Origin of the sequence: Streptomyces decoyicus (genome assembly GCF_019880305.1) — a bacterium.
Taxonomy (GTDB): Bacteria; Actinomycetota; Actinomycetes; order Streptomycetales; family Streptomycetaceae; genus Streptomyces; species Streptomyces decoyicus.
Genome location: NZ_CP082301.1, coordinates 2,971,920 through 2,997,596, shown reverse-complemented (window position 1 = coordinate 2,997,596; position 25,677 = coordinate 2,971,920). Strand labels below are relative to the sequence as shown.

The following is a 25,677-nucleotide window of genomic DNA, read 5'->3' as shown; positions in this document are numbered from 1 at the left end:
CGCCGGAATCGCCCGGCGTCGCCCGGCGTCGCCCGGCGGGGCTGCCGGGGGTTCCGGGCCGGTTAGGTGGCTCTCAGCGCCGGCCGCGTTGGCCCGGCCGCCGCGCCACCCACGCTCTGACCGTGTCGGCGAACCAGTACGGTTTCCCGCCCTCCACCAGATCCGGTTCGGGCAGCAGCCCGTGCTTGCGGTAGGAGCGCACGGTGTCCGGCTGCACCTGGATGTGCGCGGCGATCTCCTTGTACGACCAGAGCTTGCGGTCGGTCATCTCTGCCACCTCCTGAGCGCCGTTCGCAGGGTCGGCCCGGGGGAGCCGGCAGGGGGCTGCGTACGGCCTGGTGATCACTCACCCTGTGTCTGGACAACGACACCGAGTAACCATCGGGGAGGGGCTGTTGATCGGCTGTGACGGAAGCCCCGCGTAACGGTGACAGCCGTGACGCGGGGCGGATGGCTGTGACGGGGGTGGGACGGACCGGAAGCGGGTCAGGGCAGTTCGGAACCGGGGCGGGATGGTCTGGAACCGGGGCGGGACGGGGCAGGACGGTCCGGAACCGGGGCGGGGTAGTTCGGAACCGGGACGGATTGGTCTGGAACCGTGGCGGGACGGGACGGTCCGGAACTGGGGCGGGACGGTTCGCCACCGGGGCGGGCCGATCGGCGTGGGTCAGGGGGCGCGGTCCGAGGAGTGCAGCGGCCCCGGGGAGTGCCGCAGCCCGAGGGCTGCCGCGGTCCGGGAAGTGCCGCGGTCCGGGATGCGCCGTGGTCCGGGAAGTGCCGTGGTCCGGGAAGTGCCGTGGTCAGGGACGTGCCGCGGTCCGGGAAGTGCCGTGCAAATGGCCGTGGGGCGGGCCGGTTCCCCAGCTGGGGAACCGGCCCGCCCCACGTAAGCCGCGAACCTGCCGGCGTCCGGCCTGCGAGCTGCCGGACCGCCGGACCGCCGGACGCGGATCAGGCGTAGAGCGCGCGCCAGGTCTTCTTGTCGACCTTGCCGTTGGAGGTCAGATGGTGCCGGGACTGGAACTTCTTCACCGCGGCCCGGGTCTTGGGACCGAAGTACCCGGTCACATCTCCCCAGGGGAGATAGCGGCGGTTCGCCAGCAGGCACTGCACCTGCGAGACGCGGTCGCCGCGCTGACCGTAGACGGTGAGGGCGTTTCCGTTGTAGTACGCGCAGGCGGCCAGAGTGCCGGGCCGGCCGCCGGCCGGACTGTCGGCGGACGCCGGACCGGTGAGCAGTCCGGCGGTCAGCAGCCCCGCGGTCGCGGTGAGGACGGCCGTGCGCTTGACGACATGGCTGAGAGTGTTGGCATTCACGAATTCCACCGTTTCCCCCGTTGGATGTGATTCCACCCGTTCCGACGCCGGGGGAGCGGTTCGCGGTTCCGCCGACGGCCCGTCACTTTTCGTACGCCGGTGGCCGCTCTCGTCGCCGCCGGCTCCCCGCCGACTCCCCTTCGGCACCGTCCGTTCGGCACCGTTCGCTCGGCACCGTCCGCTCGGCACAGTCCGTTCGGCGCCGTCCGTTCGGCGTCGTCACGCCTCGCCCGTCGCCGCCTTGCGCAGCTCGTGCTCCAGGTCCTCCAGTGCGAGCCCCTTCGTCTCCGGTGCGTACCGCTTGCAGAACACCAGGGACAGCACACACATCACGCCGAAGAACCAGAACGTGGTGCCGGCGCCGACCGCGTCGAGCAGCAGCGGGAAGGCCAGCGCCACCGCGAAGTTGACCAGCCACATCACGAACACCGCGGCGCCCATGGCCAGTCCGCGCACCTTGAGCGGGAACATCTCGGCGAGCAGCAGCCAGACACCCGTGTTGAGGGTCGCCTGCATGAAGGCCATGTAGAGGACCATCAGACCGAGAACGAGGAAGCTGACGGCGGTCGAGTGCGGCAGACGGAAAGAGGCGCCGAGCAGGGCGAGCGAGGCGGCCATACCGGCCAGCCCCGTGAGCAGCATGGGCCGCCGGCCGACCCGGTCGATCAGGGACATCCCGATCGCGGTGGCCAGGACCGAGATCACGCCGACGGCGATGGTGGCGGTGATCGAGGCGCCGGTCCCCAGACCGGTCGACGCCAGGATCTTGGGCGCGAAGTAGACCACGGCATTGACACCGGTGATCTGCTGGACGGCCGCCAGACCGATGCCGACCAGGAGCAGCCGCCGCACCCACGGCGTGCGCAGCTGCTGCCGGCCGCCGCGCCGGGCGTCGGCCTCCAGGGCACGGGCACGGTCGATACGGGCCAGTTCGGCGGGAACGTCCTCGGCGGGCAGCGTACGGTGCAGCACCCGGGCCGCGTCGTCCAGGCGGCCCTTGCTGATGTACCAGCGCGGGGTGTCGGGGAGGAAGAAGAGCCCGACGAACAGTGCCACGGCGGGCAGTGCCGCAAGGCCCAGCATCCAGCGCCAGGCCGCCCAGTGCGCCAGAACGGCGTTGATGAGATAGGCGAGCAGCTGACCGCTGACGATCATCAGTGAGTTGAACGAGACCAGCCGGCCGCGGATGTGCGGGGGCGCGATCTCGGAGAGGTAGAGCGGGGTGATGACGGAGGCGCTGCCGACGGCCAGCCCGAGAACGAAGCGCGCCACGGTCATGAAGGGGACGCTCGGGGAGAGCGCGACGGCCAGCGCCCCGCCGATGAACACGGCGCCCGCCCACAGCAGGGAGTTGCGCCGTCCCAGGGCATCGGACATCCGGCCGCCGATCAGCGAGCCGAAGGCCGCGCCGATCAGCAGCGCGCTGGTGATGATGCCTTCGCCCAGCGAGGTGAGGCCGAAGTGGCCCTCCATGAAGGGGAGGGCGCCGGAGATCACTCCGGTGTCGTAGCCGAAAAGGGCGCCGCCGAGGGCGGCAATGGCAGCGATGCCGACGATGAAGCGCTTGGCGCTGCGGGTCCGCGCACTCTCGCGCGGACCGGCGGGCGCCACCTGGCTGGTCGGAGGGGCCATCGTCAGCTCCGGTACGCCTTGCCGGCCGACCCGGCGGCCGGGGCGGGGGAGCGGCGCAGGGGTATGGGGCGGCCGGGGTGGAGCGGGGCGGCATCGAGGACTACATGCATGGTGCGGGGCCTTTCGGTGGAGCGTGCCTCGGGCGCCTCGGGGGCCTCGGCGGGGCGGGCCTCGGCGGTACAGGTACAGCGCGCCTCGGCGGTACAGCGCGCCTCAGCGGTACAGCGCGCCTCGGCGGTACAGCGCGCCTCGGCGGTACAGCGTGCCTCAGCGGTACAACGCGGGCCGCTCGATCAGCTCGACGGTCACCCGCTCGCCGGTGGTCTGTGCCCGCACGCCCGCCTCGCACACCGCCGCCGCGGCATAGCCGTCCCAGCAGCTGGGGCCCTCGACCTCGCCGCGCCGGGTGGCGTTCACCCAGCGCTGCACCTGCCGGTCGTAGGCCTCCTCGAAGCGCTCCACGAAGCCGGGGGGAACGGCGCCGCCCCAGCGGCCCGCGGCATTGCTGAACACCCCGTGGTCGTCACCGATCCGGGCGGTGCCGCCCTCGCAGACCGCCTCGCAGCTGACCTGGTAGCCGAAGCCGCAGTTGACGAAGATTTCCGTGTCCACGACCTGGCCGCCCGCGGTCTCGAAGAGGACCAGCTGCGGGTCGCTGAGGCCCTCCGGGGCGTTGCCGGTGGGGGCCGGGCGCAGCACACGGACCGCGGTGATCTCCTCCTCCAGCAGCCAGCGGGTCACATCGATCTCGTGCACCACCGAGTCATTGATCATCATCGCGTTGGTGAAGCCGGGCGGGGTGTCGGCGTTGCGGTGCTTGTTGTGCAGCATCAGCGGACGGCCGTAGGCGCCCCGGCCCAGAAGGGACTTGAGGGTGCGGTAGTCCGCGTCGTAACGGCGCATGAAGCCGACCTGGACACGGCGGTGGCCCAGCGCCTGCTCGGCCTCCAGCACGCGCAGTGCGGAGGCGGCGTCCGGCGTCAGCGGCTTCTCGCACAGCACGGGCAGGTCGCGCGCGAAGGCGTCCAGCAGGGTCGCCTCGTGCGCGGGGCCCGGGGAGGCGATCAGTACGGCGTCCACCTCGGGGTCGTCCATGGCGGCGGTCGGGTCGGTGTACGCGGTGCACCCTTCGATGCCGTCGGCGAGGTCCTTGATGCGGGCCGCATCGATGTCGACCACCGCCGCCACCCGGGCGCCGCTGATCACTTCGTTGATCCGGCGCACATGGTCGGCGCCCATCCGGCCGGTGCCGATGACCGCCACGCCGAGCACACCGAGCGTTTCGTGCGAAGTCATGTCGTCCTCAAGTCCTTACGTGCTACAGAGTGTGATGTACCCTGGGAACTGATTACTCTCCGTAATCGTTGCCGGGGTGTGAGGAGGCGTCGTGAGGCATACGCATGCGAGCCATACACGCACAAGACGCACGCATCAAGGCACCCATGAGGCGCGCCCATCAAGGCATGCACCTCGCATCGCTGCGTGTCGCGTCTCATGACTGCGTGTCGCGTGCATCGGGTGCACGCACGCGAGCTGCACGCCATACGCGACGCATGCATGCCGGATGCATGCACGTGAGGTGCACGCATGCGAGGTGCACGCACGCGAGCGCGTACGCCGAGGTGTGCGCACCCGAGCCCGGCCCACTTCTCTGGCGGGCATGCACCCGCACCCGCACCCGCACCCGCACCCGCACCCGCACCCGGGCGCGGGCGCGGCGCACGCGGCGTGGCGCGCATGAGGCGCAGGCAGCTCAGGCGCCGCAGGAGCGCAGGAAGCGGCGGGTGCGCTCGGCGATCGGGAACGGCTGGTCGGGCGGGCAGGGGTACATGTCCTGCTCGACGATGGCGAACAGGTCGACATCCAGTTCCTGGGCGGCCTGGAGGACGGGCGGCAGTGCGGGCACGCCGAGCGGCGGTTCGCACATCACGCCCTGCTTGACGGCCGGGCCGAACGGGGTGCCCTTGGCGACGACCTCGTCGAGGATGTCCGGGTCGACCTGCTTGAGGTGGAGGTAGCCGATCCGTTCGCCGTAGGTGCGGATGAGCTTGACGCTGTCGCCGCCGCAGTAGGCGTAGTGACCGGTGTCCAGGCAGAGGTTGACCAGGGCGGAGTCGGTGACGTGCAGGAAGCGCTCGACATGTTCCTCGGTGTCGATGTGGGTGTCGGCGTGCGGGTGGACGACGATGTCCAGTCCGAACTCGTCCCGGACCCGCTTGCCCAGCCGCTCCATGCCGGTGGTCAGGTGCTTCCACTGCTCGGTGGTCAGCTCGCGCGGCTCGATCTCCTCGGCGGTCTTGTCGTCCCGCCAGAAGGACGGGATGACGACGAGGTGCCCCGCGCCCATCGCCTGGGTGAGGGTGGCGACCTCGGAGACGTGCGCCCAGGTCTTGTCCCATACGGACGGGCCGTGGTGCAGCGAGGTGAAGATCGTGCCGGCCGAGACCTTCAGGCTGCGGCGGGCGACCTCGTCGTGCAGGACGGCGGGGTCGGTGGGCAGGTAGCCGTACGGGCCGAGCTCGATCCACTCGTAGCCGGCCTCGGCGACCTCGTCCAGGAAGCGCTGCCAGGGGACCTGCTGGTCGTCGTCGGGGAACCAGACTCCCCATGAGTCGGGTGCGGAGCCGACGCGGAGGCGGTCCAGGACGGGCGGGGCGGCATGGGGAACGGACATGCTGCGGCTCTCCTCTCGCCGGTCGGCGGTGACCGGGAGGCGCTGGGGTGGGTCGTGGGGCACAGCCTCTCTGGCACCCCGGGGAGTGTCAAGACTTCGTCCTGACATAAGGACTTAAGGACTTTGTCGTGTGTGGTGAACGCCGGAGAGGTGCCCGGAGGTGCGTCCATGGGCGCACCCGGAGGTGTATCCGGAGGTGTGCCTGGAGGTTGTGCCCGGGGCGTGCGTCTTTCGGGTGGGCTGGGCGGGGTGGTTGGAGGGGGTGGAGGGGATGGAGGAGGTGGAGGAGGTGGAGGGGGATTTGTGGCCGGTGGGTGGGGTGATTTGCCGGTCCGGGGTGGGGTCTCGGGGCTCGGTCGGCAGGTGGTCGACGTCAGTATGTAAGGACAAACTGTTGACAGGGTCTGACTTTCCCCGTTAGACCTTTCCTCGGAGCCGAACCCGCCGAACCCGCCGCGCCGGCCGACCCGAAGGGGCGCACATGACCGAGCCGTACGACCTGATCACCATGGGCCGCATCGGAGTCGACATCTACCCGTTGCAGACCGGTGTGCCGCTGGCGCAGGTGGAGACGTTCGGCAAGTTCCTCGGTGGTTCGGCCACCAATGTCGCGGTCGCCGCGGCCCGGCTCGGCAGGCGCAGCGCGGTCATCAGCCGCACCGGAAGCGACCCCTTCGGCGACTATCTCCACCAGGCGCTGCGCGACTTCGGCGTGGACGACCGCTGGGTGACGCCCGTCGACGCCTATCCGACGCCGGTCACCTTCTGCGAGATCTTCCCGCCGGACGACTTCCCGCTCTACTTCTACCGGCGCCCCAAGGCCCCCGACCTGGTCATCCGCCCCGAAGAGCTCGACCGGGACGCCATCGCGGCCGCCCGGATCTTCTGGATCACCGGTACGGGGCTGTGCGAGGAGCCCAGCCGCAGCGCCACCCTCGCCGCGCTGGAGGCCCGCGCCAAGAGGGGCACGACCGTCTTCGACCTCGACTGGCGGCCGATGTTCTGGGGCGGCGAGGGCGGCGCCTCCGGGGACGGCGGGACGAGCGGTGCCGCGGCGATGGCCACCGCCCGCCCGTATTACGAGGCGGCGCTCCGGCACGCCACCGTGGCGGTCGGCAATGTCGACGAGGCCGAGGTCGCCACCGGACTGCGTGATCCCAAGGCCTGTGCCCAGGCGCTGCTGGACATGGGCGTCGAACTCGCCGTCATCAAGCAGGGCCCCAAGGGTGTGCTCGCCGTGCACCGCGACGGCCGCACCGCCGAGGTCCCGCCCACCCCCGTCGAGGTCGTCAACGGTCTCGGCGCCGGCGACTCCTTCGGCGGCTCGCTCTGTCACGGCCTGCTGGCGGGCTGGGGCCTGGAGCCGATGATGCGCTACGCCAACGCCGCCGGCGCCATCGTCGCCTCCCGCCTCGCCTGCTCCTCCGCGATGCCCACGGCCGACGAGGTCGACGCGTTCCTCGCGGGCCGGTGATCCCCGATGGCCGCACTCGTCCCCGTGGCCGCATCCGCCCCTGTGGCCGTACCCGGTCCAATGGCCGCACCCGCCCCCGCACCCACCCTCGCGACCGCCCCCACCCCAGTGGTCACCCCACCCCCAAGGTCACCCCACCCCCAAGGCCACCCCCACCCCCAAGGCCACCCTCCTCCCCCCGGTCGCCCCCGCCCCACCTGTGTACTCAAGAAGGTGAGTTGAGCCTTGAACCCTCGGATCAGTGACCTTGCGACGCTGCGGGCCCGTCACCCCAAAGCCGTCGCGGAGGCCGCCGCCCGCCGCACCCGTCGTCCGCTCCTCGGCGACAGCGGCCGGCTGATGATCGTCGCGGCCGACCACCCGGCCCGCGGTGCGCTCGCTGTCGGGGACCGGCAGCTCGCCATGGCCAACCGCCTCGATCTGCTCGAACGCCTGGTCCTTGCGCTGTCCCGGCCCGGGGTGGACGGGGTGCTCGCCACCGCCGACATCCTGGAGGACCTGCTGCTGATCGGCGCCCTCGAGGGCAAGGTCGTCATGGGGTCCATGAACCGCGGCGGCATCGCCGGTGCCTCCTTCGAGATGGACGACCGGTTCACCGGCCACCGCCCCCAGGACCTCGCCCGGCTCCGCTTCGACGCCGGCAAACTGCTGCTGCGCATCGACTACAGCGACCCCGGTTCGCTCACCACCCTGGAGGCCACCGCCCGCGCCATCGACGCCATGGCCGAGCGGCAACTGCCCACCTTCGTCGAGCCGTTCCTCTCCTCCCGGATAGAGGGGGCGGTCCGCAACGACCTCAGCGCCGAGGCCGTCACCCGTTCGGTGGCCATCGCCTCCGGCCTCGGCGGTACCTCCGCCTACACCTGGCTGAAGCTGCCGGTCACCGACGACCCCGACGCCATGGCCCGGGTCTGCGAGACCACCACCCTGCCGACGGTGCTGCTCGGCGGCGACATCGGCAGCACCGTCCAGGACCAGGAAGCCGCCTACGAGAAGTGGCGCAAGGCGCTGCGGCTGCCGACGGTTCACGGCCTGGTCGTCGGCCGTTCCCTGCTCTACCCGGCCGACGGTGATGTCGCGGCGGCCGTGGACACCGCCGTAGGCCTGCTGTGAACACCGCGATTTCCGCAGGAGACTCGATACATGAGCACTGAATTCCACCTGAAGGCCGGAGCGGCGGCGGACGGCCCGTACGCGCTGGACATCGACCCGAAGCGGGCGGGCTGGGGCCACTCCTCGCTGCGCGTCCTGGACCTGCCGCCGGGTGGCTATCACTCCTTCGCCACCGGCGACAGCGAATGGATCGTGCTGCCGCTGTCCGGCGGCTGCACGGTGCTGACCGACGGCGGTGACGCGTTCGAACTGACCGGCCGGGAGAGCGTGTTCAGCGGCGTCACCGACTTCGCGTACGTACCGCGCGACGCCCAGGTACGGATCGGCACCGGCGCCGGCGGCCGCTTCGCGCTCACCGGCGCCCGCTGCGACCGCGCGCTCCCCGCCCGCTACGGCGCCGCGTCCGACGTCCCCGTGGAGCTGCGCGGTACCGGCAACTGCTCCCGCCAGGTCAACAACTTCGGTGCGGCGGGCACCTTCGAGTGCGACAAGCTCATCGCGGTGGAGGTGCTCACCCCCGGCGGCAACTGGTCGTCCTATCCGCCGCACAAGCACGACGAGTGCCGCCCCGGCGAGGAGTCCGAGCTGGAGGAGATCTACTACTTCGAGATCGAGTCCGCGCACGGTACGGAAGGCGTCGGCTACCAGCGTGTCAGCCCCTCCGGGCACGGCCGCGGCACCGATGTCCTGGCCGAGGTCCGCAGCGGCGATGCGGTCCTGATCCCCGACGGCTGGCACGGCCCGTCGATCGCCGCCCCCGGTCATGCCATGTACTACCTCAATGTCATGGCGGGCCCCGGCGAGACGCGTGAGTGGCTGATCTGCGACCACCCCGACCACGGCTGGATCCGCGGCACCTGGCCCGGTCAGCCCGTCGACCCCCGCCTCCCCCTCTACGAAGCGCCCGCAGGAGACGCCCGATGAACGCTCCGACGACACGCCGCCTGACGGTCGCGCAGGCCCTGGTCGAGTTCCTCGCCCACCAGTACACCGAGCGCGACGGCCGCCGGCACCGTCTGATCCATGCCTGCTGGGGCATCTTCGGCCACGGCAATGTCGCCGGTCTCGGCCAGGCCCTGCTGGAATCCGGTGCTGCGTCCCACCAGGGGGCAACCGCCGGACCCCCGGCGCTCCCGTACCTCCAGGGCCGCAACGAGCAGGCCATGGTGCACGCCGCCGTCGGTTACGCCCGGCAGTGCGACCGGCTCTCCGCCCAGGCCGTCACCACGTCCATCGGCCCCGGGGCCACCAACCTCGTCACCGGCGCCGCGCTCGCCACCGTCAACCGGCTCCCGGTGCTGCTGCTGCCCGGCGACGTCTTCGCCACCCGCCCCGCCGATCCCGTCCTCCAGCAGCTCGAAGTGCCCTCCGCCGGCGACATCTCCGTCAACGACGCGCTGCGCCCGGTCTCCCGCTACTTCGACCGCGTCACCCGGCCCGAGGCGCTGATCCCCGCCGCTCTCCAGGCCATGCGGGTGCTCGCCGACCCCGTCGACACCGGCGCGGTCACCCTCGCACTGCCGCAGGACGTCCAGGCGGAGGCGTACGACTGGCCGGCGGAGTTCTTCGCCGACCGGGTCTGGCGCGTCCCCCGGCCGGCCCCCGACGCCGACGCCCTCGCCGCTGCCGTACGCGCCCTGCGCGGCGCCCGCCGGCCCCTGGTCGTCGCGGGCGGCGGGGTCCACCACAGCGAGGCCGAGGACGCGCTGTGCGCCTTCGCCGAGGCCACCGGCATCCCCGTCGCGTCCACCCAGGCCGGCAAGGGCTCGCTGCGCCACGACCACCCCGCCGACGTGGGCGGCATCGGCCACACCGGCACCGCCACCGCCGACGCCCTCGCCCGCGAGGCCGATCTGGTCCTCGGCGTCGGCACCCGCTACACCGACTTCACCACCGCCTCCTCGACCCTCTTCGCCGCGCCCGGTGTCCGCTTCGTCAACCTCAACATCGCGTCCTTCGACGCCCACAAGCTCGGCGCCGCCTCCCTGGTCGCCGACGCCCGCGCCGGGCTCGAAGCGCTCACCAAGGAGCTGTCCGGCCACCGCGTCGACGCGGAGTACGAGGCGGCCTACCGGGCGGCGAAGGCCGGCTGGGAGCGCCGGGTGGACGCCGCGTACGCCGCCGAGGACCCGTCCGTACGGCCCTCCCAGACGCAGGTCCTCGGCGCCCTGGACGCCCTCGTCGACGACACCGACGTGATCATCAACGCGGCCGGTTCCCTCCCCGGTGACCTGCACAAACTCTGGCGGGCCCGGTCCCGCAGGCAGTACCACCTGGAGTACGGCTACTCCTGCATGGGCTATGAGATCCCCGCCGCGATCGGCGTCCGGCTCGCCGCCCCCGACCGGCCGGTGTGGGCGCTGGTCGGCGACGGTACGTATCTGATGAACCCCACCGAAATCGTCACCGCGGTACAGGAGGGCATCAACATCACCCTCGTCCTCATCCAGAACCACGGCTATGCCTCGATCGGCGGACTGTCCCAGGCGACCGGCGGGGAGCGCTTCGGCACCGACTACCGCTTCCGCGCCGAGGACGGCACGTACACCGGTGCGCCGCTGCCGGTCGATCTGGCGGCCAACGCCGCCTCGCTCGGCATGCAGGTGCTGCGTGCGGCCACCGTCGGTGAGCTGCGCGCCGCGCTGGCCGAGGCGCGGGGCGCGAACCGGCCCACATGTGTCTATGTCGAGACCGAAACGGCTGACACTGTGCCGGGCGCGCCGGAGGCACAGGCCTGGTGGGATGTTCCTGTTGCCGAGACCGCGACACGTCCGGCGGCGGTGGCTGCCCGCGAGGCGTACGACCGGCACACCGCCGGGCGCCGTCGCCACCTCTGACTCCGCTCGAAGTCGTCACCCAGAAAGGCCCTCCGCATGAAGACCCTCAGCCACTGGATCGGCGGGAAGCCCGTCGAGGGCGTCTCCGGCAACTTCGGCCCGGTCTACAACCCGGCCACCGGCGCCCAGGAGAAGCAGGTCGCCTTCGCCTCGGTCGACGAGGTCGACGCGGCCGTCCGCGCGGCCAAGGAAGCCTTCCGCACCTGGGGCACCAGCTCCCTGGCCAAGCGCACCTCGGTGCTGTTCAAGTACCGCGAGCTGCTCGACGCGCACCGCGAGGAGATCGCGCAGCTGATCACCGCCGAGCACGGCAAGGTGCACTCCGACGCGCTCGGTGAGGTGGCCCGCGGTCTGGAGATCGTCGAGCTGGCCTGCGGCATCCCCGAGAAGCTCAAGGGCGAGCTGTCCACCCAGGTCTCCACCCGCGTCGATGTCTCCTCGATCCGCCAGTCCCTCGGGGTGGTCGCCGGCATCACGCCGTTCAACTTCCCGGCGATGGTGCCGATGTGGATGTTCCCGCTCGCCATCGCCTGCGGTAACACCTTCGTCCTCAAGCCGAGCGAGAAGGTGCCCAGCGCCGCCTTCAAGCTGGCCGAGCTGGCTGCCGAGGCGGGGCTGCCCGACGGTGTGCTGAACGTCGTCAACGGCGACAAGGTGGCCGTCGACGCGATCCTGGAGCACCCGGACATCGCCGCGGTCTCCTTCGTCGGCTCCACGCCCATCGCCCGCTACATCCACACCACGGGTACCGCCAACGGCAAGCGCGTCCAGGCGCTGGGCGGCGCCAAGAACCACATGCTGGTCCTGCCGGACGCCGACCTCGACCTGGCCGCGGACTCCGCGATCAACGCCGCCTACGGCTCGGCCGGCGAGCGCTGCATGGCGATCTCCGTCGTCGTGGCCGTCGGCGAGACCGCCGACCCGCTGATCGGCAAGATCAAGGAGCGCGCCGACCAGCTGCGGATCGGCCCCGGCGACGACCCGGCCTCCGAGATGGGCCCGCTGATCACCAAGGTCCACCGTGACAAGGTCGCCTCGTATGTCTCCGGCGCCGCGGCCCAGGGCGCCGATGTCGTCATCGACGGCACCGGCTACACCGTCGAGGGCTACGAGGACGGCCACTGGATCGGCGTCTCCCTCCTGGACCACGTCACGCCGGAGATGGACGCCTACCGCGACGAGATCTTCGGCCCGGTGCTGGCCGTGGTCCGCGTCGAGACCTACGACGAGGCCATCGCGCTGATGAACAACTCGCCGTGGGGCAACGGGACCGCGATCTTCACCCGGGACGGCGGCGCGGCCCGCCGCTTCCAGATGGAGGTCGAGGCCGGCATGGTCGGGGTGAACGTGCCGATCCCGGTGCCGGTCGGCTACCACTCCTTCGGTGGCTGGAAGGACTCGCTCTTCGGCGACCACCACATCTACGGCAACGACGGGGTGCACTTCTACACCCGCGGCAAGGTCGTCACCACCCGCTGGCCCGACCCGTCCGACGGCGGCATCAACCTGGGCTTCCCCAGCAACCACTGACGGGCCCTCTGCCGGACCCCCTGACGGCCTCCCGCCGTCAGGGGGTCCGGCATGTCGGCCCAAGGGGGGACAGGCCGGGGCGGCAGCGATGCCGGGGCGCGGGAACCCGCAGGTCCGGAGGGAGACCGCGGCCCGGCGCGTTGCTACGGTGCTCCCTCGCGGAGCACCGACACAAAACCGGGGGACCACATGCCGCAACCCATGCCACAACCCATGGCGCTCGCCAAGGGCGTCCGCATCACCGGCGGGGCTTTTTGCCTGCTGTTCTTCCTGTTCACGGCCTACTGGCTGGCCGTGGACCTCAGCGAGTTCGGCATCGACGGCCTCTGGGATGCCTGGACCGGCCAACGCGCCGGCACGAACCAGGTCACCACCGCCTTCCATCTCGGCCTCGCCGCCGTGCAGGTGGCGGCGGTGTTCGCGGCCTTCGCCGGTCAGCGGGTGGCCGGCGGACTGCTGGCCGTCGCCACCACCCTCACCTTCGCCACCGCCCTTCAGGCCTTCATCGCCACCGGCATCCACACCAGCGACAACCGCTGGTTCCTGCACGCGGAGAACGGCACCACGACCTTCGACGGCGTATTCATCGGCAGCGCCTTCCTGTTGCTGCTGTCCTTCACCGCCGGCATCGTGCTGCTCGCCGGTATGCGCTCCTGGCCGCGCCGGCCCCCCAGTGACCCGCCGATGCGCCCGGCCCGGACGGCCGGCGTGGTGGCCGGTCTGCTGCTCGGCGTGATGGCGCTGGTGTGCCTGGTCTGGCAGGTCTACTGGCTGGTGCAGGGCGGCACCGGCTCCCTCAGCATGTATTACCTCGGCAAGGGCGTCCTCAGCGCGCTGCTGAGCCTGGCTCCCGGCTGGTCCTCCGTGGTCTTCCTCGTGCTGAGCGCGGTGGCCGCGCTCAGCAGCCTGCTGTGCGGTGCCGCGGCCCGCGGCCTGGCCTTCGGGCTGGCGATCGTCACGCTGCCCGGCGCCCTGGTGACAGTGATCGCGCTGGCCGGCGACGGCTCCCTCTTCGAGACCCGCTCCACGCCGGGCCTGACCGTCCTCTCCGACATCGGGCTGCTGCTCGACCTGCTCGGCTCGGCGGCGCTGCTCGTCCTGATGGGCCGCGGCGAGCCGGTCGCCCCCGCCTGGTACCCGCCGTCCCCGGGCCCCCGGTTCGCCGCCCCCGGCTTCGTCCCGCCGCCCGGCCCGCAGGCCCCGCCGGCCTGGCAGCCGCCCGCCGGCCCGGTGCCCCCGGTCAGCGGCCCGCCGATGCCGCCGGCCGGTGCCCCGCCGATGCCGCCCGGTGGTGCCCCGCCGATGCCGCCCGGTGGTGCCCCGCCGATGCCGCCCGGTGCCCCGCAGCCCCCGCAGGGCGGGTTCGGGCCGCCGCAGTACTGACGGGCGGACAGCGCCCCTGTTCCGGGGGCCGCGGTCCCGCCGGGCCCGTACCGCATCCGCGGTACGGCGGCGGCGGACCCTACTCCCCGGGGAGGCCACCGGGTTCCGCCCGGGGTACCGGCCGCCCGCTCCGGTCCGTACCTAGGATTCACGGTATGGATCTCCGAGGTGTCAGACCGCGCGGACGGCGCTTGTACGCCACCGTGGGTGCGCTGGCCGTCCTCATAGGAGGCGGCACCTGGACGGCCGCCTCCTCGGACGCCGCCCCTGCCGTGCACCGCGCGGACCGGGTGATGACGATGCCCGACCGGCCGGGCAGCAAGAAGGAGGTGCGGATCGACACCTCCTTCTTCACCGCCGGGGGCTCCCGCGGGCGGCGGCCCGCGGTGCTGCTCGCCCATGGCTTCGGCGCCACCAAGGCCGCCCTCCGCCCCCAGGCCGAGAAGCTGGCCCGGGACGGATACGCCGTCCTGACCTGGTCGGCGCGCGGCTTCGGCAAGTCCACCGGGAAGATCGGGCTGAACGACCCGCACGGCGAGGTCGCCGACGTCCGCCGGCTGATCGACTGGCTGGCCGAGCGCCCCGAGGTGCAGCTCGACAAGGCCGGCGACCCCCGGGTGGGCGTCGCCGGCGGCTCCTACGGCGGCGCGATCTCGCTGCTGGCGGCCGGCTACGACCGGCGCGTCGACGCCATCGCCCCGCAGATCACCTACTGGAACCTCGCCGACGCGCTCTTCCCCCACGGCGTGTTCAAGAAGCTGTGGGCGGGGATCTTCTTCACCACGGGGCCGGCGGGCACGTCCGGCGGCCCGGCGGGTGCCGCGGCCAAGGCGCCCGGCGGCTGTGTGCGCTTCGAGCCGGAGCTGTGCCGGACGTACGAGCGGGTCGCCGTCAACGGCAGACCGGACGAGGCGGCCCGCCGGCTGCTGGAGTCCCGCAGCCCGTCCGCCGTCGGCGACCGCATCAAGGTGCCGACCCTGATCATGCAGGGCCAGACCGATTCGCTGTTCCCGCTCGACCAGGCCGACGCCATGCAGCGGACGATCCGTAAGAACGGCGCGCCGGTCGATGTCGACTGGATCGCCGGCGGGCACGACGGCGGGGACCGGGAGCTCGCCCGTCTGGAGGCCCGTACGAAGGACTGGTTCGACCGCTATCTGAAGGGCGACGAGCACGCCGGCACCGGGCCCGCGTTCCGCATCAGCCGCACCGGGGGAGTGGACTCCACCGACGGCGCGGTGCGCCTGCGCGGCGCGAGCGCGGACCGCTACACCGGCCTGGAGAACGACCCCCGGCGGATCCGGCTCGCGGGCCGCACCCAGACCTTCAGCAACCCGGCCGGCGCCGGACCGCCCGCCATCTCCGCGGTGCCCGGCGTGGGCGCGCTCGGCAACCTCGCCTCGGCCGGCGCCGGCGGCCTGTCCCTGGACTTCCCGGGCCAGTACGCCGCCTTCGCCTCGGCGCCGCTGCGCCACCCCGTCCATCTCACCGGCAGCCCCACCGCCACCGTGCACCTGCGGTCCAGCTCCCGGGACGCGGTGTTCTTCGCCAAGGTCTACGACGTCGCCCCGGACGGCCGCCGACAGGTGCTGCCGTCCCAGCTCGTCACGCCCTACCGCGTCAAGGACGCCCACGACGGCAGGACCGTGCGGCTGCGGATGCCCGCCGTCGACCATGACCTCGCGGCCGGCCACCGGCTGCGGCTGGTGCTCTCCGCCACCGACCTCGGCTACGCCTCACCGGCCGAACCCGCCACCTACAGCGTCTCCCTCAAGGGCGGCACCCTCGGCGTGCCCACGGCGCCCCAGGTGCGCAGCGCGGCCGCACCGCTGCCGGCCTGGACCTGGCAGCTGCCCGCCGCGGCCGCGGCAGTCGCCGCGCTGCTGCTGCTCACCGCCCGCCGCAGGAGCGCGGTGCCCGCCCCCGACCCGGCGCTCGCCGAGGTCCCGCTCCAGATCAGCGACCTGAGCAAGCGCTACGCCAGGTCCGCCGACAGGTATGCCGTACGGGACCTCACCTTCCGCGTCGAGAAGGGGCAGGTGCTGGGCCTGCTGGGGCCCAACGGCGCCGGCAAGACCACCACCCTGCGGATGCTGATGGGCCTGATCCGGCCCGACGAGGGCGAGATCAGGATCTTCGGGCAGGCCGTCCGGCCGGGCGCCGAGGTGCTGTCGAGGGTCGGTGCGTTCGTCGAGGGCGCCGGCTTCCTGCCGCATCTGTCGGGCCGCGCCAACCTGGAGCTGTACTGGCAGGCCACCGGGCGGCCCGCCGCCGATGCGCATCTCGACGAGGCCCTGGAGATCGCCGGCCTCGGCGCCGCCCTGGAACGCGCCGTGCGCACCTACTCCCAGGGCATGCGGCAGCGGCTCGCGATCGCCCAGGCCATGCTCGGCCTGCCGGATCTGCTGATCCTCGATGAGCCGACCAACGGGCTCGACCCGCCGCAGATCCGTGCGATGCGCGACGTGATGATCCGCTACGCCGCCGCCGGACGCACCGTCATCGTCTCCAGCCATCTGCTGTCCGAGGCGGAACAGACCTGTACGCATCTGGTCGTCATGGACCACGGGCAGCTCATCCAGGCCGGTCCGGTCGCCGAGATCACCGGCTCCGGCGACACCCTGCTGGTCGGGGTCGCGGGAGTGGTGAGCGACGCCGCGGTGGAGAAGGTGGACGCGCTGCCGGGGGTCGTCTCCGCCGTACGCGCCGAGGGCGGCCTCCTCGTACGGCTGGGCGGCGCCACCACCACCGAGCTGCTCACCGAGCTCCTCCGGCTGGAGATCGCGGTGGACCGCATCGGCCCGCACCGACGCCTGGAGGACGCTTTCCTCACCCTGATCGGAGGTGACCGATGACCCCGAACGCCACGGCGCGGGCGCCGGGTTACCGCCCGCGCCGCACCCTCCCGCTGCGCGTCGAGGCGCGGCGCCAGCTGCGGCGCCGCCGCACGCTGGTGATCGCCGCCATCCTGGCGCTGCTGCCGTTCGTGCTGGCGGTGGCGTTCGCGGTCGGCGGCGACCCGAACGGGCGCGGCAACGGCCGGATCACCTTGATGGACAGCGCCACCGCCTCCGGCGCCAACTTCGCCGCCACCGCCCTGTTCGTCTCCGCGGGCTTCTTGCTGGTGGTGCCGGTGGCCCTGTTCTGCGGTGACACGGTCGCGTCCGAGGCGAGCTGGTCGTCCCTGCGCTATCTGCTCGCCGCGCCGGTCCCGCGGGCCCGGCTGCTGCTGAGCAAGCTCACCATCGGGCTGCTGTTCAGTGCCGCCGCGATGGTGCTGCTGCCGCTGGTCGCGCTGGGCGTGGGCACCGCCGCGTACGGCTGGGGCCCGCTGCAACTGCCCACCGGCGGCGCGCTGCCCGCGGGGGAGGCGGTGGGGCGGCTCGCGGTCGTGGTCGGCTACGTCTTCGTCAGCCAGCTGGTCACCGCGGCCCTGGCGTTCTGGCTGTCGACGGTGACCGACGCGCCGCTGGGCGCGGTCGGCGGCGCCGTCGGGCTGACCATCGTCGGCAATGTCCTCGACCAGGTCACCGCCCTCGGTACCTGGCGCAAGGTGCTGCCCGCCCACTGGCAGTACTCCTGGGCGGACGCGCTCCAGCCCACGATGGAGTGGGCCGGGATGATCCAGGGCGTGGCGGTGTCGGTGGCGTATGCGCTGGTGCTGGGCGCGCTGGCGTTCCGGGGGTTCGCGCGCAAGGACGTGGTGTCGTGACGCCGGGCTCGTCCGGTGCCGTGACGGCGGGCTCGGTGCCGTGACGGCGGCCTGACCGGGAGCGGTGGCGTGGTCGGGGGCGGTGGCGTGACCGGGTGCGACGGCGTGACCGGGTGGTCCGCCGTGACCGGGGCCACGGCGGACCGCAACCATTCGGTGCGGCCGGGTGTCCAGGTGGGCACAGCGTTCAAAAGCCCGAAGTCTGAGGACATCACATGCTCCGTACCGCTTCGCGTAAGCCCGCCGCCGTTGCCGTAGCCGGTGCCGCCGCGCTCGGCCTGACCCTCACCCTCGCCGCCTCCGGCCCGGCAGCCGCGGCCGCGCCCCCTCGGCCGGCGCCGGCCGCCGACACGGTCCGCACCGACCCCAACGGCCGGCACACCGCCGCCGAGATCCACCGCTTCCTGACCTCCTTCTACGGTCATCACGGCCCCGGCGCCTGGGCGCGCGAGCACCAGGTCTCGGACTACCTCAAGGACCGTGCCGCCCACACCGAGGGCTATGACCTGCTGCTGTGCGCCCAGAACACCCCGCGGGAGATCACCATCGGCAAGGTGACCACCGCCCAGTCCGCCGGCGTCGGCCGGGCGACGGTCACCACCCTCTGGGACGGCGGGCACCGCAGCTCCTTCACCGCCTATGTGGGCCTGGAATCCCGTCCGATCGTGCTTCAGGACGTCGACTGCGGGCAGTGAGGCGCGCGGTGACGCCTGGGCCGGCCGCTGTCAGGCGGTCGGCCCCTGCATCCGCGCACTGACCCAGCGCATCGTGCCCTCGCCCAGCCCCCGGACATACGTCGCCGCGCTGTGCGTGCCGCCCGGCACTATCTGAAGCCGGGTGTGCACCGGGCCGTGCCCGTAGCGGTCGATGAACTTCCGCACCTTCGGCAGCACGGTGTTCTCCTGGGAGCCGTCCTGGAAGGCGAGGTAGACCGGCGGTCCGCCGCGCGCTATCAGGCGGCGGGCCAGCACCTCCGGGTTGTTCTCCCGCTCCTCCTTGGCGTGGCCGTTCCACAGCGGTGAGTCGGGCACGATGTCCGGCCCGTTGGGAATCGCCACCTTGAAGGTGTCCGGGTGCTGGAGCACGTTCTTCAGGGCCGCGAACCCGCCCGAGGAGGAGCCCATGACGGCCCAGGCGTCACGGGTCCTGAGGGTGCGGAAGTTCTGCCGTACGAGATCGGGCACGTCCTGGCTGAGCCAGGTACCCATCTTCGGCCGGCCGGGTATGTCGCTGCCGTCGTGGTACTGCTTGTCGTTCGGGTTGAGCACCGGCATGACGAGGATGAAGGGCAGGCTGCTGCCGTTCTTGGACCACTGGGCGAGGCTCTCCTGCAGTTTGAGGTCGGAACCGGTCCAGTAGTTGGAGGGGAAGCCGTACGAGCCGGGCAGCACCTCCATCACCGGGAAGCCCTTGTTCGCGTTCCGCTTCTCGTAGTACTCCGGTGGCGCCCACACCCACACCTTCCCGGTGAAGCCCGACTTCGGGCCGTGCAGGGTGGTCACGCCTATCGGGGTGTTCCGGCCGGCCCCGCCGACCCGGCTCTCCTCCTCGAAGCTGATCGGACGCGTGGGCCACTGCACCAGCGACCGCTTCCCCGGGGGCGTGGCGTGCAGCGCGGCATCCGTCCTGGGGCCGCCGAACCGCAGAGGGGAGGCCTGGGTGGCGCCGGTGCCGCAGCCGGCCGTGGCGACGAGAACGGTCAGGGTGATCAGCGCGATCACCGGAGGGAACAGGGCTTTGCGCACGGGGCCTTCTCCTTGGCGGACACCCGGGAGTGGTCCCGGCTGACCAGCAAGAGGGTGCCGGTGCGGGCCATGGTTTCCGTTCCGGGGTGTCGGCTTCCTCGCACCGCTGCCCGGAATCCGGGCATCCCCTTCGTGACCTGGGACGTTCTACGCACGTCGGAAGGCTGGTTTACCGGGATTTTCCCGGTGGCGGTGCGGTGGGACGCGCGCAGGCCACACCCGCTCCGGCCAGGCAGGAATGCCCGACTTCGGACCGTATCCTCTCGCTATGACCTGGTCGCGTGCGCTCAAGGAGGCCGCTCGCTCGGGGCTGGCCATCGAGCGGACCAAGCTCACCCCGCTGATCGCCATCCGGGGCGCCGCGGGCGTCGCCCTCGTCATCGGCCTGTGCCTGTGGCGCGGCGACCCGACCCTCGCGGTGTCCGCCGCCTTCGGCGCGTTCTCCTCCGGGATCGTCACCTTCCAGCGCAGCATGCGGCCCCGCCCGGTGCTCGCCCTCGTCGTCGCCGGTGCGCTGGCGGTCTCCACCTTCCTGGGCTATCTGGCCGCCGCCCACCTCCTGGCCTTCCTGCTGCTGCTGGCCGGCTGGACCCTCCTGGCCGGGATGGCCTGGGCGATCGGCCCGGTCGCCGGGCTGATCGGCACCCAGACCGTGGCGATCATGCTGGTCACCGTCACCCTGCCGACGTCCGTCCTCGGCGCCCTGGAACACGCCGCCCTGATCTTCTTCGGCGGCCTCGTCCAGGCCACCTTGATCGTGGTCTTCCCGGTCCGCCCCTGGGGCGTCCAGCGCGATGCGCTCGCCGACGCACTGGCCGACGAGGCGGACTACGCCCGGCGGCTGCGGCACGACCCGGTCGCCCCGTTCGACCCGTCCCCCCTGATGGACGCCCGGCTCGCCTCCGCGGTGACCGCGCGTCAGGCCAGGCGCCGCCCCGTACAGCTGCACGGCCCCCGGGGACTTGCCGAACGCGTCCGGCCGGTCCTCGCCTCCCTCGCCGACCCGGTCGTCGGCCCCCCGCTGGAAGGGCCCGAACGCGAACGGGCCCGCGATCTGCTGGGCGCCGCCGCCACCGTCCTGGACGCCGTCGCCCACGCGGTACGGCACGCCGAACCGGTCCGGCTGCCCCCCGAGGCGATGGCCACCCTCGAAGTCCCCGCCACCGGCCCGATGCTGCACGGCGCCGCCCGCCGCTCCGCGTACCGCCTGATCTCGCTGCTCGCCGACGCCGTGGAGCTCACCGACGAGCCGGTGCGCGCCACCCGCCCCACCACCGAGGCCGAACGCGGCCATCTGCTGCGCCCCAGCGTTCCCCGGCTGGTGCCGGGCGCGCTGCGCTCCCTGCACCGCGAGACGCGCTGGTCCTCGCACATCCTCCGGCACGCCCTGCGGATCGCCGCGGTCGCCGACGCCGGCTATCTGCTGGGCACCGTGCTCCCGTTCGGCCACGGCTACTGGGCGCCGCTCGCCTCGGTCATGGTGATGCGCCCCGACTTCGCGCAGACCTACTCCCGCGGCATCGCCCGCTTCGCCGGCACCCTCGTGGGCGTCACCGTCGCGGGCGCGCTGATGGCGCTGGCGCATCCGGGCACCTACGTCAGCGCCGGGCTCGCCGTGGTCTGCGTCTGGCTGATGTATCTGCTGATGCGCACCGGCTTCTCCGTGACCTCGGCGATCGTGGCCGCCTATGTCGTCTTTCTGCTCGGCATCGCCGGTGCGGGCTGGGAACAGACCGTCCAGGAGCGCATCGTGCTCACCCTCCTCGGCGGACTGCTCGCGATGCTGTCGTACGCGCTGTTCCCCGCCTGGGAGACCCCCAAGCTCCGCGACCGCCTCGCCGAGTGGCTGGAGGCCAACGGGCGCTATGCGCTGGCCGTTTTCGACCTGTACGCGCAGCCCGCCGAGCGCCGCCCCCGGCAGGTCCGCGACGCCCTGCTGGACTCCCGGGCCGCCCGCGTCGCCTGGGAGGAGAGCGAGGCCCGCGCCGAGAAGGAACCCGTACGCCACCGCGGCCTCTCCCTCGCCTCGGCGCAGGCGGCCAGCGCCGCGCTCGCCACGATGGGCCGGGTCACGATGATCCTGGAGGTCCATCTCCCCGAGCGGGACGCCGCGTCCTCGCCCGGTGCCACCGCCTTCGCCTTCGAACTGCGCTCCTCCCTGGAGGAGGCCACCCGCGCCGTGCGGGAGCGGGGCCAGGTGAACTGGAGTGATCTGCGGGCCGTATGGGAGAGGTGGGACGCGGAGGACGAGAGCCGCGGTGTCGCCTTGCGCGTCGCCGACCTCCAGCTCGACGCCCTCGATGATCTGGCGGAGGCGCTGTCCCGGGAGCCGGACGAAGTCCGGGAGGCGGAGAGCAACGGCAGCGGGTAAGGGGGCCGGGGACGGGCAGGAGCAGTGGTGAAGTACCGATGGGCCGGTGTAAGGGGAACCATTCCGGCCCCTCAGTAGTCTTATCAATTGCCCGCAATGAACGCCATTGCTCGCCCATGGGGTTGTCTGCGGCGCAATGCCCCCAGGATCCCCGTCCGTCGCGAGAGAGCACACGAACCCCCCATGGCGTCCAGCACTTCGTCCGGTACGTACGACATAGGCATCGACCTCGGCACGGCCAACACCCTGGTCTACGCCCGCGGCAAGGGCGTGGTGCTGAACGAGCCGTCCGTCGTCGCGGTCAACGCCGCGGGCGAGGTGATCGCGGTGGGCGCGGAGGCCAAGCGGACCATCGGCCGTACACCGTCCGGGATCACCGCGATGCGTCCCCTGCGGGAGGGCGTCATCGCCGACTTCGACGCCGCCGAGCAGATGCTCCGCGCCCTGATGAAGAAGGCCCTGCCCAGCCGCCGTTTCTCCCGGCCCCGGGTGGTCATCTGCGTCCCCTCCGGCATCACGGGCGTCGAACGACGCGCGGTCATCGATTCCGCCCGGGGCGCCGGCGCCCGCGAAGTGCACCTCATCGAGGAGCCGATGGCCGCCGCGATCGGTGCGGGGCTCCCCGTGGACGAGCCGGTCGGCTGCATGGTGGTGGACATCGGCGGCGGCACCACCGAGGTCGCCGTCGTCTCCATGGGCGGCCTGGTCACCGCCCAGTCCGTACGGGTCGCCGGTGACGCCCTCGACGCCGCCGTCAGTTCCTACATCAAGAAGAAGCACGCCCTGGACATCGGGGAACGCACCGCCGAGGACATCAAGATCGCGATCGGCTCGGCGGTCTGGACCCCGGTCGACGTCGACGAGGACGGCGCGCCGGAGCGCCCGTCCACCTACACGGTCCGCGGCCGCGACCACGTCAACGGCCTGCCCCGCATCCAGGAGATCACCGAGGAGGAGATCCGCGAGGCACTGGCCGAGCCCGTCGAGGCGATCGTCCGCGCCGTCCACCGCACCCTCGACGACTGCCCCCCGGAGCTCTCCGGCGACATCGTCGAGCGCGGTATCGCCCTCACCGGCGGCGGCGCCCTGCTCCGCGGCCTGGACCGGCGGTTGCGCCAGGAGATGGGCGTCCCCGTAATGGTCGCCGACGATCCCCTGGACTGCGTCGTCAACGGCACCGCCAAGTGCGTCGACGAATTCGCCACCCTGCACGGCCTGCTGACCGGCGCGAAGGAACAACCGCGGCGGACGGTGCGGCTGTAGGGGCGGGACCCGGGTGTCCCGGCGGCGTTTGCCGTCCCGGCAAGAATCCTCGCGCGTGCGGTGACGACGCCGCCATGATCGTGGGGGAGCGGTCACGGGGACCGCGGGCCGGCCGCCGGCCCGCGCCCTTCCGCGCCGCCCGCACGCCGCACTCCCCAGGAGGATGCATGCCGCAGCCCGCCAAGACGCCGTCCACGCCGCCCCCTTCCCCGGCCGGCCCGGCCCAGGCGCCGCACCCGCCCTCCGGTCCGCTGCCGGAGGCGGTCCCTCGCTCGGTGGAGGTCCCCGGTGGCCGCATCCACCTCGTGGAGCAGGGCAGCGGGCCCCTCGTCCTGATGGTCCACGGCTTCCCCGAGTCGTGGTACTCCTGGCGCCACCAGCTCCCCGCGCTCGCCGCCGCGGGCTACCGGGCGGTCGCCATCGACGTACGGGGCTACGGGCGTTCCTCGAAACCCCGTGACGTGGCGGCCTACCGGATGCTGGCCCATGTCGCCGACAACGTCGCGGTGGTACGCGCCCTCGGCGAGGAGAGCGCGGTCATCGCCGGCCACGACTGGGGCTCGCCCATCGCCGCCAACTCGGCGCTGCTGCGGCCCGACCTCTTCACGGGCGTGGCGCTGCTGAGCGTGCCGTACGCGCCCCGCGGCGGACTCCGGCCCACCGACGCCTTCGCGGGGCTCGGCGGCGCCGGGGAGTTCTACATCAGCTACTTCCAGGAGCCGGGCCGGGCGGAGTCGGAGATCGAACCCGATGTCCGCGGCTGGCTCGCGGGCTTCTACGCCATGGCCTCGGGCGACGCCGAGGCCCGAGCCGACCGGGACCACATCGGGCAGTTCTCGGTGCCCCCGGGCGGAAAACTGTCCGACCGCTTCCCGGCCGGCCTCCCCCGGCCCCTGCCCTGGCTCACCGACGCCGATCTCGACTTCTACGCGGGCGAGTTCGAGCGCACCGGCCTGACCGGCGCACTGAACCGCTACCGCAACGTCGACCGGGACTGGGAAGACCTCGCCGCCTGGGACGGCGCCCGGGTCACCCAGCCGTCCCTCTTCATCGGCGGCGAACACGACGCCACCACCCACTGGATGGCCGACGCCATCAAGGCGTTCCCCCACACCCTCCCCGGCCTGTCCTCCTCCCACCTCCTCGAAGGCTGCGGCCACTGGGTCCAGCAGGAGCGCCCCGAGGAGGTCAACCGGCTCCTCGTCGACTGGCTGCGGTCCCTGCCTGCGGGGTCCGTGAAGCCGACACCGTCCGCCTGATCCCCGAACCCGCTGCGCTTCCTGTCGTCTCCGGCCACCTCCGCATGCAGGGGCAGGGTGACGGCAGGAGGCAGGAGGCAGGAGGCAGGAGGCAGGAGGCAGGACGCAGGAGGCAGGAGCGGCCCCGGCGCCGTAGAGGTGGTGAAACCGCCGGGCTTCGCGCTGCGCCGTATGGGTGTTCCGGCGTCAACGCGATTGTCCGGTGCCCCCTCTTCTGGGTTACTGGTGGTGCCTGGTCGGTGGGCCGTCCATCCCCCTCGGGTTTCAGCAGTCGGCCCACCCTCCAGCCCTCTTCGCTGTGGGGCCCTGAAGGGCGGCCGGCAGCACGACGGCCCTTGCACCGCCACGGTGTGAGCAGGCCACTGTGCGCCGTCTGTGCCGTCCTCCCGTACGGCCGGCTGCTGCCAGTGCTCGGGTCCCGGTCCGTGAGCCATGTCTGTCACGGGCGGGCCGAGCAACGAGCTCACACAGCAGGAGGACCTCCATGTCCACACCCACACTTCAACCGGCTCTGCCTGCCCTCGCGTTGCCTTTCGGGCCCGTGCTGCTCGGCGTGCTGCCGGGCACGGGGCCGACCACGGGCGGCAACACCGTGCAGCTCATCGGGCTCGGTCTGGCCGGCGCCACCAGTGTCTCCTTCGGGGGCACTTCGGTGACCATCGTCGGGCAGGACCCGCTTGGGCTGACCGTCACGGTGCTGGCCCCGGCGCACGCCGCCGGTGCCGTGCAGGTCACCGTCACCACCAGTAGCGGTACCAGCAACCCGGCGACGTACGTCTACGTTGCCGCGGGCGCGCCGACCGCCGCGGTCATCACCCCCTCGTCGGGGCCGGTCGCGGGGGGCACCTCGTTCGTCATCGCCGGTGCGAACCTGCAGAACGCCACCGTCACCTTCGGGACCAGTACGGCCACCGTTCTGGGCACGGACCCCACGGGCACCGTCCTGTTCGGTGTCACCCCCGCAGGACCCCCCGCGGGAGGCAACGTCCCGGTCACCGTGACGACCCCGGGCGGCACCACGACCGTCCCCGGCGGGTACACCTACCTTCCGCCGGCACCGGCGGTCACGGGCACGGTGACACCGTCCACGGCGGCAGCGGGAGCCACGTTCACCATCGTCGGGACCAACCTCTTCGGGGCGAGCGTGCTCTTCGGGGCCGCGCCCGCCGCCGGTGTGGTGGTCAACGGCACCGGAACCTCCCTGACCGGGGTCGTTCCGCCGGGAACGAGCGGGTCGACCGTGCAGGTGACCGTGCAGACTCCGGGCGGCAGCGCCAACGCCGGGTCGTTCACCTACCTGTGACCGCCCGCCCCACCGGATGACGGCCCGCCCCGGCTGGGAGCCGGCGGTCGTAGGTGACCCGTCC

General features: G+C 72.4%; 19 protein-coding genes. 13 read left to right on the top strand and 6 right to left on the bottom strand.

Going from position 1 to position 25,677, the window contains the following annotated elements; all coding sequences use genetic code 11:
• Window positions 1–73: 73 nt before the first annotated feature.
• The 5 genes from K7C20_RS13125 to K7C20_RS13105 form a co-directional block, all read right to left on the bottom strand.
• Window positions 74–268, bottom strand: coding sequence for a helix-turn-helix transcriptional regulator (locus K7C20_RS13125; RefSeq protein ID WP_030088067.1), 195 nt, complete (start codon window positions 266–268; stop codon window positions 74–76).
• Window positions 269–951: 683 nt separating this feature from the next.
• Complete coding sequence (locus K7C20_RS13120) at window positions 952–1,317, bottom strand: peptidoglycan-binding domain-containing protein (RefSeq protein WP_030088065.1); 366 nt, start codon at window positions 1,315–1,317, stop codon at window positions 952–954.
• 219 nt (window positions 1,318–1,536) lie between these two features.
• Window positions 1,537–2,949: a sugar porter family MFS transporter gene (locus K7C20_RS13115; protein WP_053210370.1), complete on the bottom strand. Its 1,413-nt coding sequence runs from the start codon at window positions 2,947–2,949 to the stop codon at window positions 1,537–1,539.
• Window positions 2,950–3,216: 267 nt separating this feature from the next.
• Window positions 3,217–4,245 (bottom strand): Gfo/Idh/MocA family protein, encoded by a 1,029-nt coding sequence (locus tag K7C20_RS13110; RefSeq protein ID WP_030088060.1) that lies wholly within the window; start codon window positions 4,243–4,245, stop codon window positions 3,217–3,219.
• Window positions 4,246–4,702: 457 nt separating this feature from the next.
• Entirely contained in the window at window positions 4,703–5,623 is a 921-nt protein-coding gene (locus K7C20_RS13105; RefSeq protein WP_030088057.1) for a sugar phosphate isomerase/epimerase family protein, read from the bottom strand.
• A gap of 481 nt (window positions 5,624–6,104) precedes the next feature.
• Between K7C20_RS13105 and iolC the strand changes: the two genes are divergently transcribed.
• The 9 genes from iolC (at window position 6,105) to K7C20_RS13060 (ending at window position 18,367) form a co-directional block, all read left to right on the top strand.
• On the top strand, window positions 6,105–7,097 hold the full coding sequence (gene iolC / locus K7C20_RS13100; RefSeq protein WP_030088054.1) for a 5-dehydro-2-deoxygluconokinase: 993 nt from the start codon (window positions 6,105–6,107) through the stop codon (window positions 7,095–7,097).
• A gap of 225 nt (window positions 7,098–7,322) precedes the next feature.
• The gene (locus tag K7C20_RS13095) at window positions 7,323–8,210 is read left to right on the top strand and encodes a Cgl0159 family (beta/alpha)8-fold protein (RefSeq protein WP_053210325.1); all 888 of its coding nucleotides are present in this window, start codon (window positions 7,323–7,325) and stop codon (window positions 8,208–8,210) included.
• A 30-nt stretch (window positions 8,211–8,240) separates the two neighbouring features.
• Window positions 8,241–9,134 (top strand): 5-deoxy-glucuronate isomerase, encoded by an 894-nt coding sequence (iolB, locus tag K7C20_RS13090; protein WP_053210326.1) that lies wholly within the window; start codon window positions 8,241–8,243, stop codon window positions 9,132–9,134.
• On the top strand, window positions 9,131–11,047 hold the full coding sequence (gene iolD / locus K7C20_RS13085) for a 3D-(3,5/4)-trihydroxycyclohexane-1,2-dione acylhydrolase (decyclizing) (RefSeq protein WP_053210327.1): 1,917 nt from the start codon (window positions 9,131–9,133) through the stop codon (window positions 11,045–11,047). The genes iolB and iolD overlap by 4 nt, the downstream gene beginning before the upstream one ends.
• A gap of 36 nt (window positions 11,048–11,083) precedes the next feature.
• Complete coding sequence (locus tag K7C20_RS13080; RefSeq protein ID WP_030088511.1) at window positions 11,084–12,577, top strand: CoA-acylating methylmalonate-semialdehyde dehydrogenase; 1,494 nt, start codon at window positions 11,084–11,086, stop codon at window positions 12,575–12,577.
• Window positions 12,578–12,778: 201 nt separating this feature from the next.
• On the top strand, window positions 12,779–13,960 hold the full coding sequence (locus K7C20_RS13075; protein ID WP_150127336.1) for a hypothetical protein: 1,182 nt from the start codon (window positions 12,779–12,781) through the stop codon (window positions 13,958–13,960).
• Window positions 13,961–14,115: 155 nt separating this feature from the next.
• Window positions 14,116–16,815 carry an alpha/beta fold hydrolase gene (locus K7C20_RS13070; protein ID WP_053210329.1) on the top strand — a complete coding sequence of 900 codons (2,700 nt, stop codon included), beginning with the start codon at window positions 14,116–14,118 and terminating at the stop codon, window positions 16,813–16,815.
• Window positions 16,812–17,672 carry an ABC transporter permease gene (locus tag K7C20_RS13065; protein WP_053210330.1) on the top strand — a complete coding sequence of 287 codons (861 nt, stop codon included), beginning with the start codon at window positions 16,812–16,814 and terminating at the stop codon, window positions 17,670–17,672. The genes K7C20_RS13070 and K7C20_RS13065 overlap by 4 nt, the downstream gene beginning before the upstream one ends.
• A 215-nt stretch (window positions 17,673–17,887) precedes the next feature.
• Window positions 17,888–18,367 (top strand): hypothetical protein, encoded by a 480-nt coding sequence (locus K7C20_RS13060; protein WP_030082271.1) that lies wholly within the window; start codon window positions 17,888–17,890, stop codon window positions 18,365–18,367.
• Window positions 18,368–18,397: 30 nt separating this feature from the next.
• Here K7C20_RS13060 and K7C20_RS13055 read toward each other — a convergent pair whose 3' ends face one another.
• Window positions 18,398–19,417, bottom strand: a complete 1,020-nt coding sequence (locus K7C20_RS13055) for an alpha/beta hydrolase (protein ID WP_030082269.1) — start codon at window positions 19,415–19,417, stop codon at window positions 18,398–18,400.
• Window positions 19,418–19,685: 268 nt separating this feature from the next.
• On the opposite strand from K7C20_RS13055, the gene K7C20_RS13050 reads away from it, so the two are divergent.
• The 4 genes from K7C20_RS13050 to K7C20_RS13035 all read left to right on the top strand — a co-directional run bounded on the left by K7C20_RS13050 (window position 19,686) and on the right by K7C20_RS13035 (window position 25,613).
• The gene (locus K7C20_RS13050) at window positions 19,686–21,788 is read left to right on the top strand and encodes an FUSC family protein (RefSeq protein WP_048829538.1); all 2,103 of its coding nucleotides are present in this window, start codon (window positions 19,686–19,688) and stop codon (window positions 21,786–21,788) included.
• Between the two features lie 183 nt (window positions 21,789–21,971).
• A complete protein-coding gene (gene mreB / locus K7C20_RS13045) occupies window positions 21,972–23,051 on the top strand; it encodes a rod shape-determining protein (RefSeq protein ID WP_030082265.1) in 1,080 nt (359 codons plus the stop codon).
• A gap of 167 nt (window positions 23,052–23,218) precedes the next feature.
• Window positions 23,219–24,310, top strand: coding sequence for an alpha/beta fold hydrolase (locus K7C20_RS13040; RefSeq protein ID WP_030082263.1), 1,092 nt, complete (start codon window positions 23,219–23,221; stop codon window positions 24,308–24,310).
• Window positions 24,311–24,794: 484 nt separating this feature from the next.
• On the top strand, window positions 24,795–25,613 hold the full coding sequence (locus K7C20_RS13035; protein ID WP_053210331.1) for an IPT/TIG domain-containing protein: 819 nt from the start codon (window positions 24,795–24,797) through the stop codon (window positions 25,611–25,613).
• The last annotated feature ends 64 nt before the right edge of the window (window positions 25,614–25,677 follow it).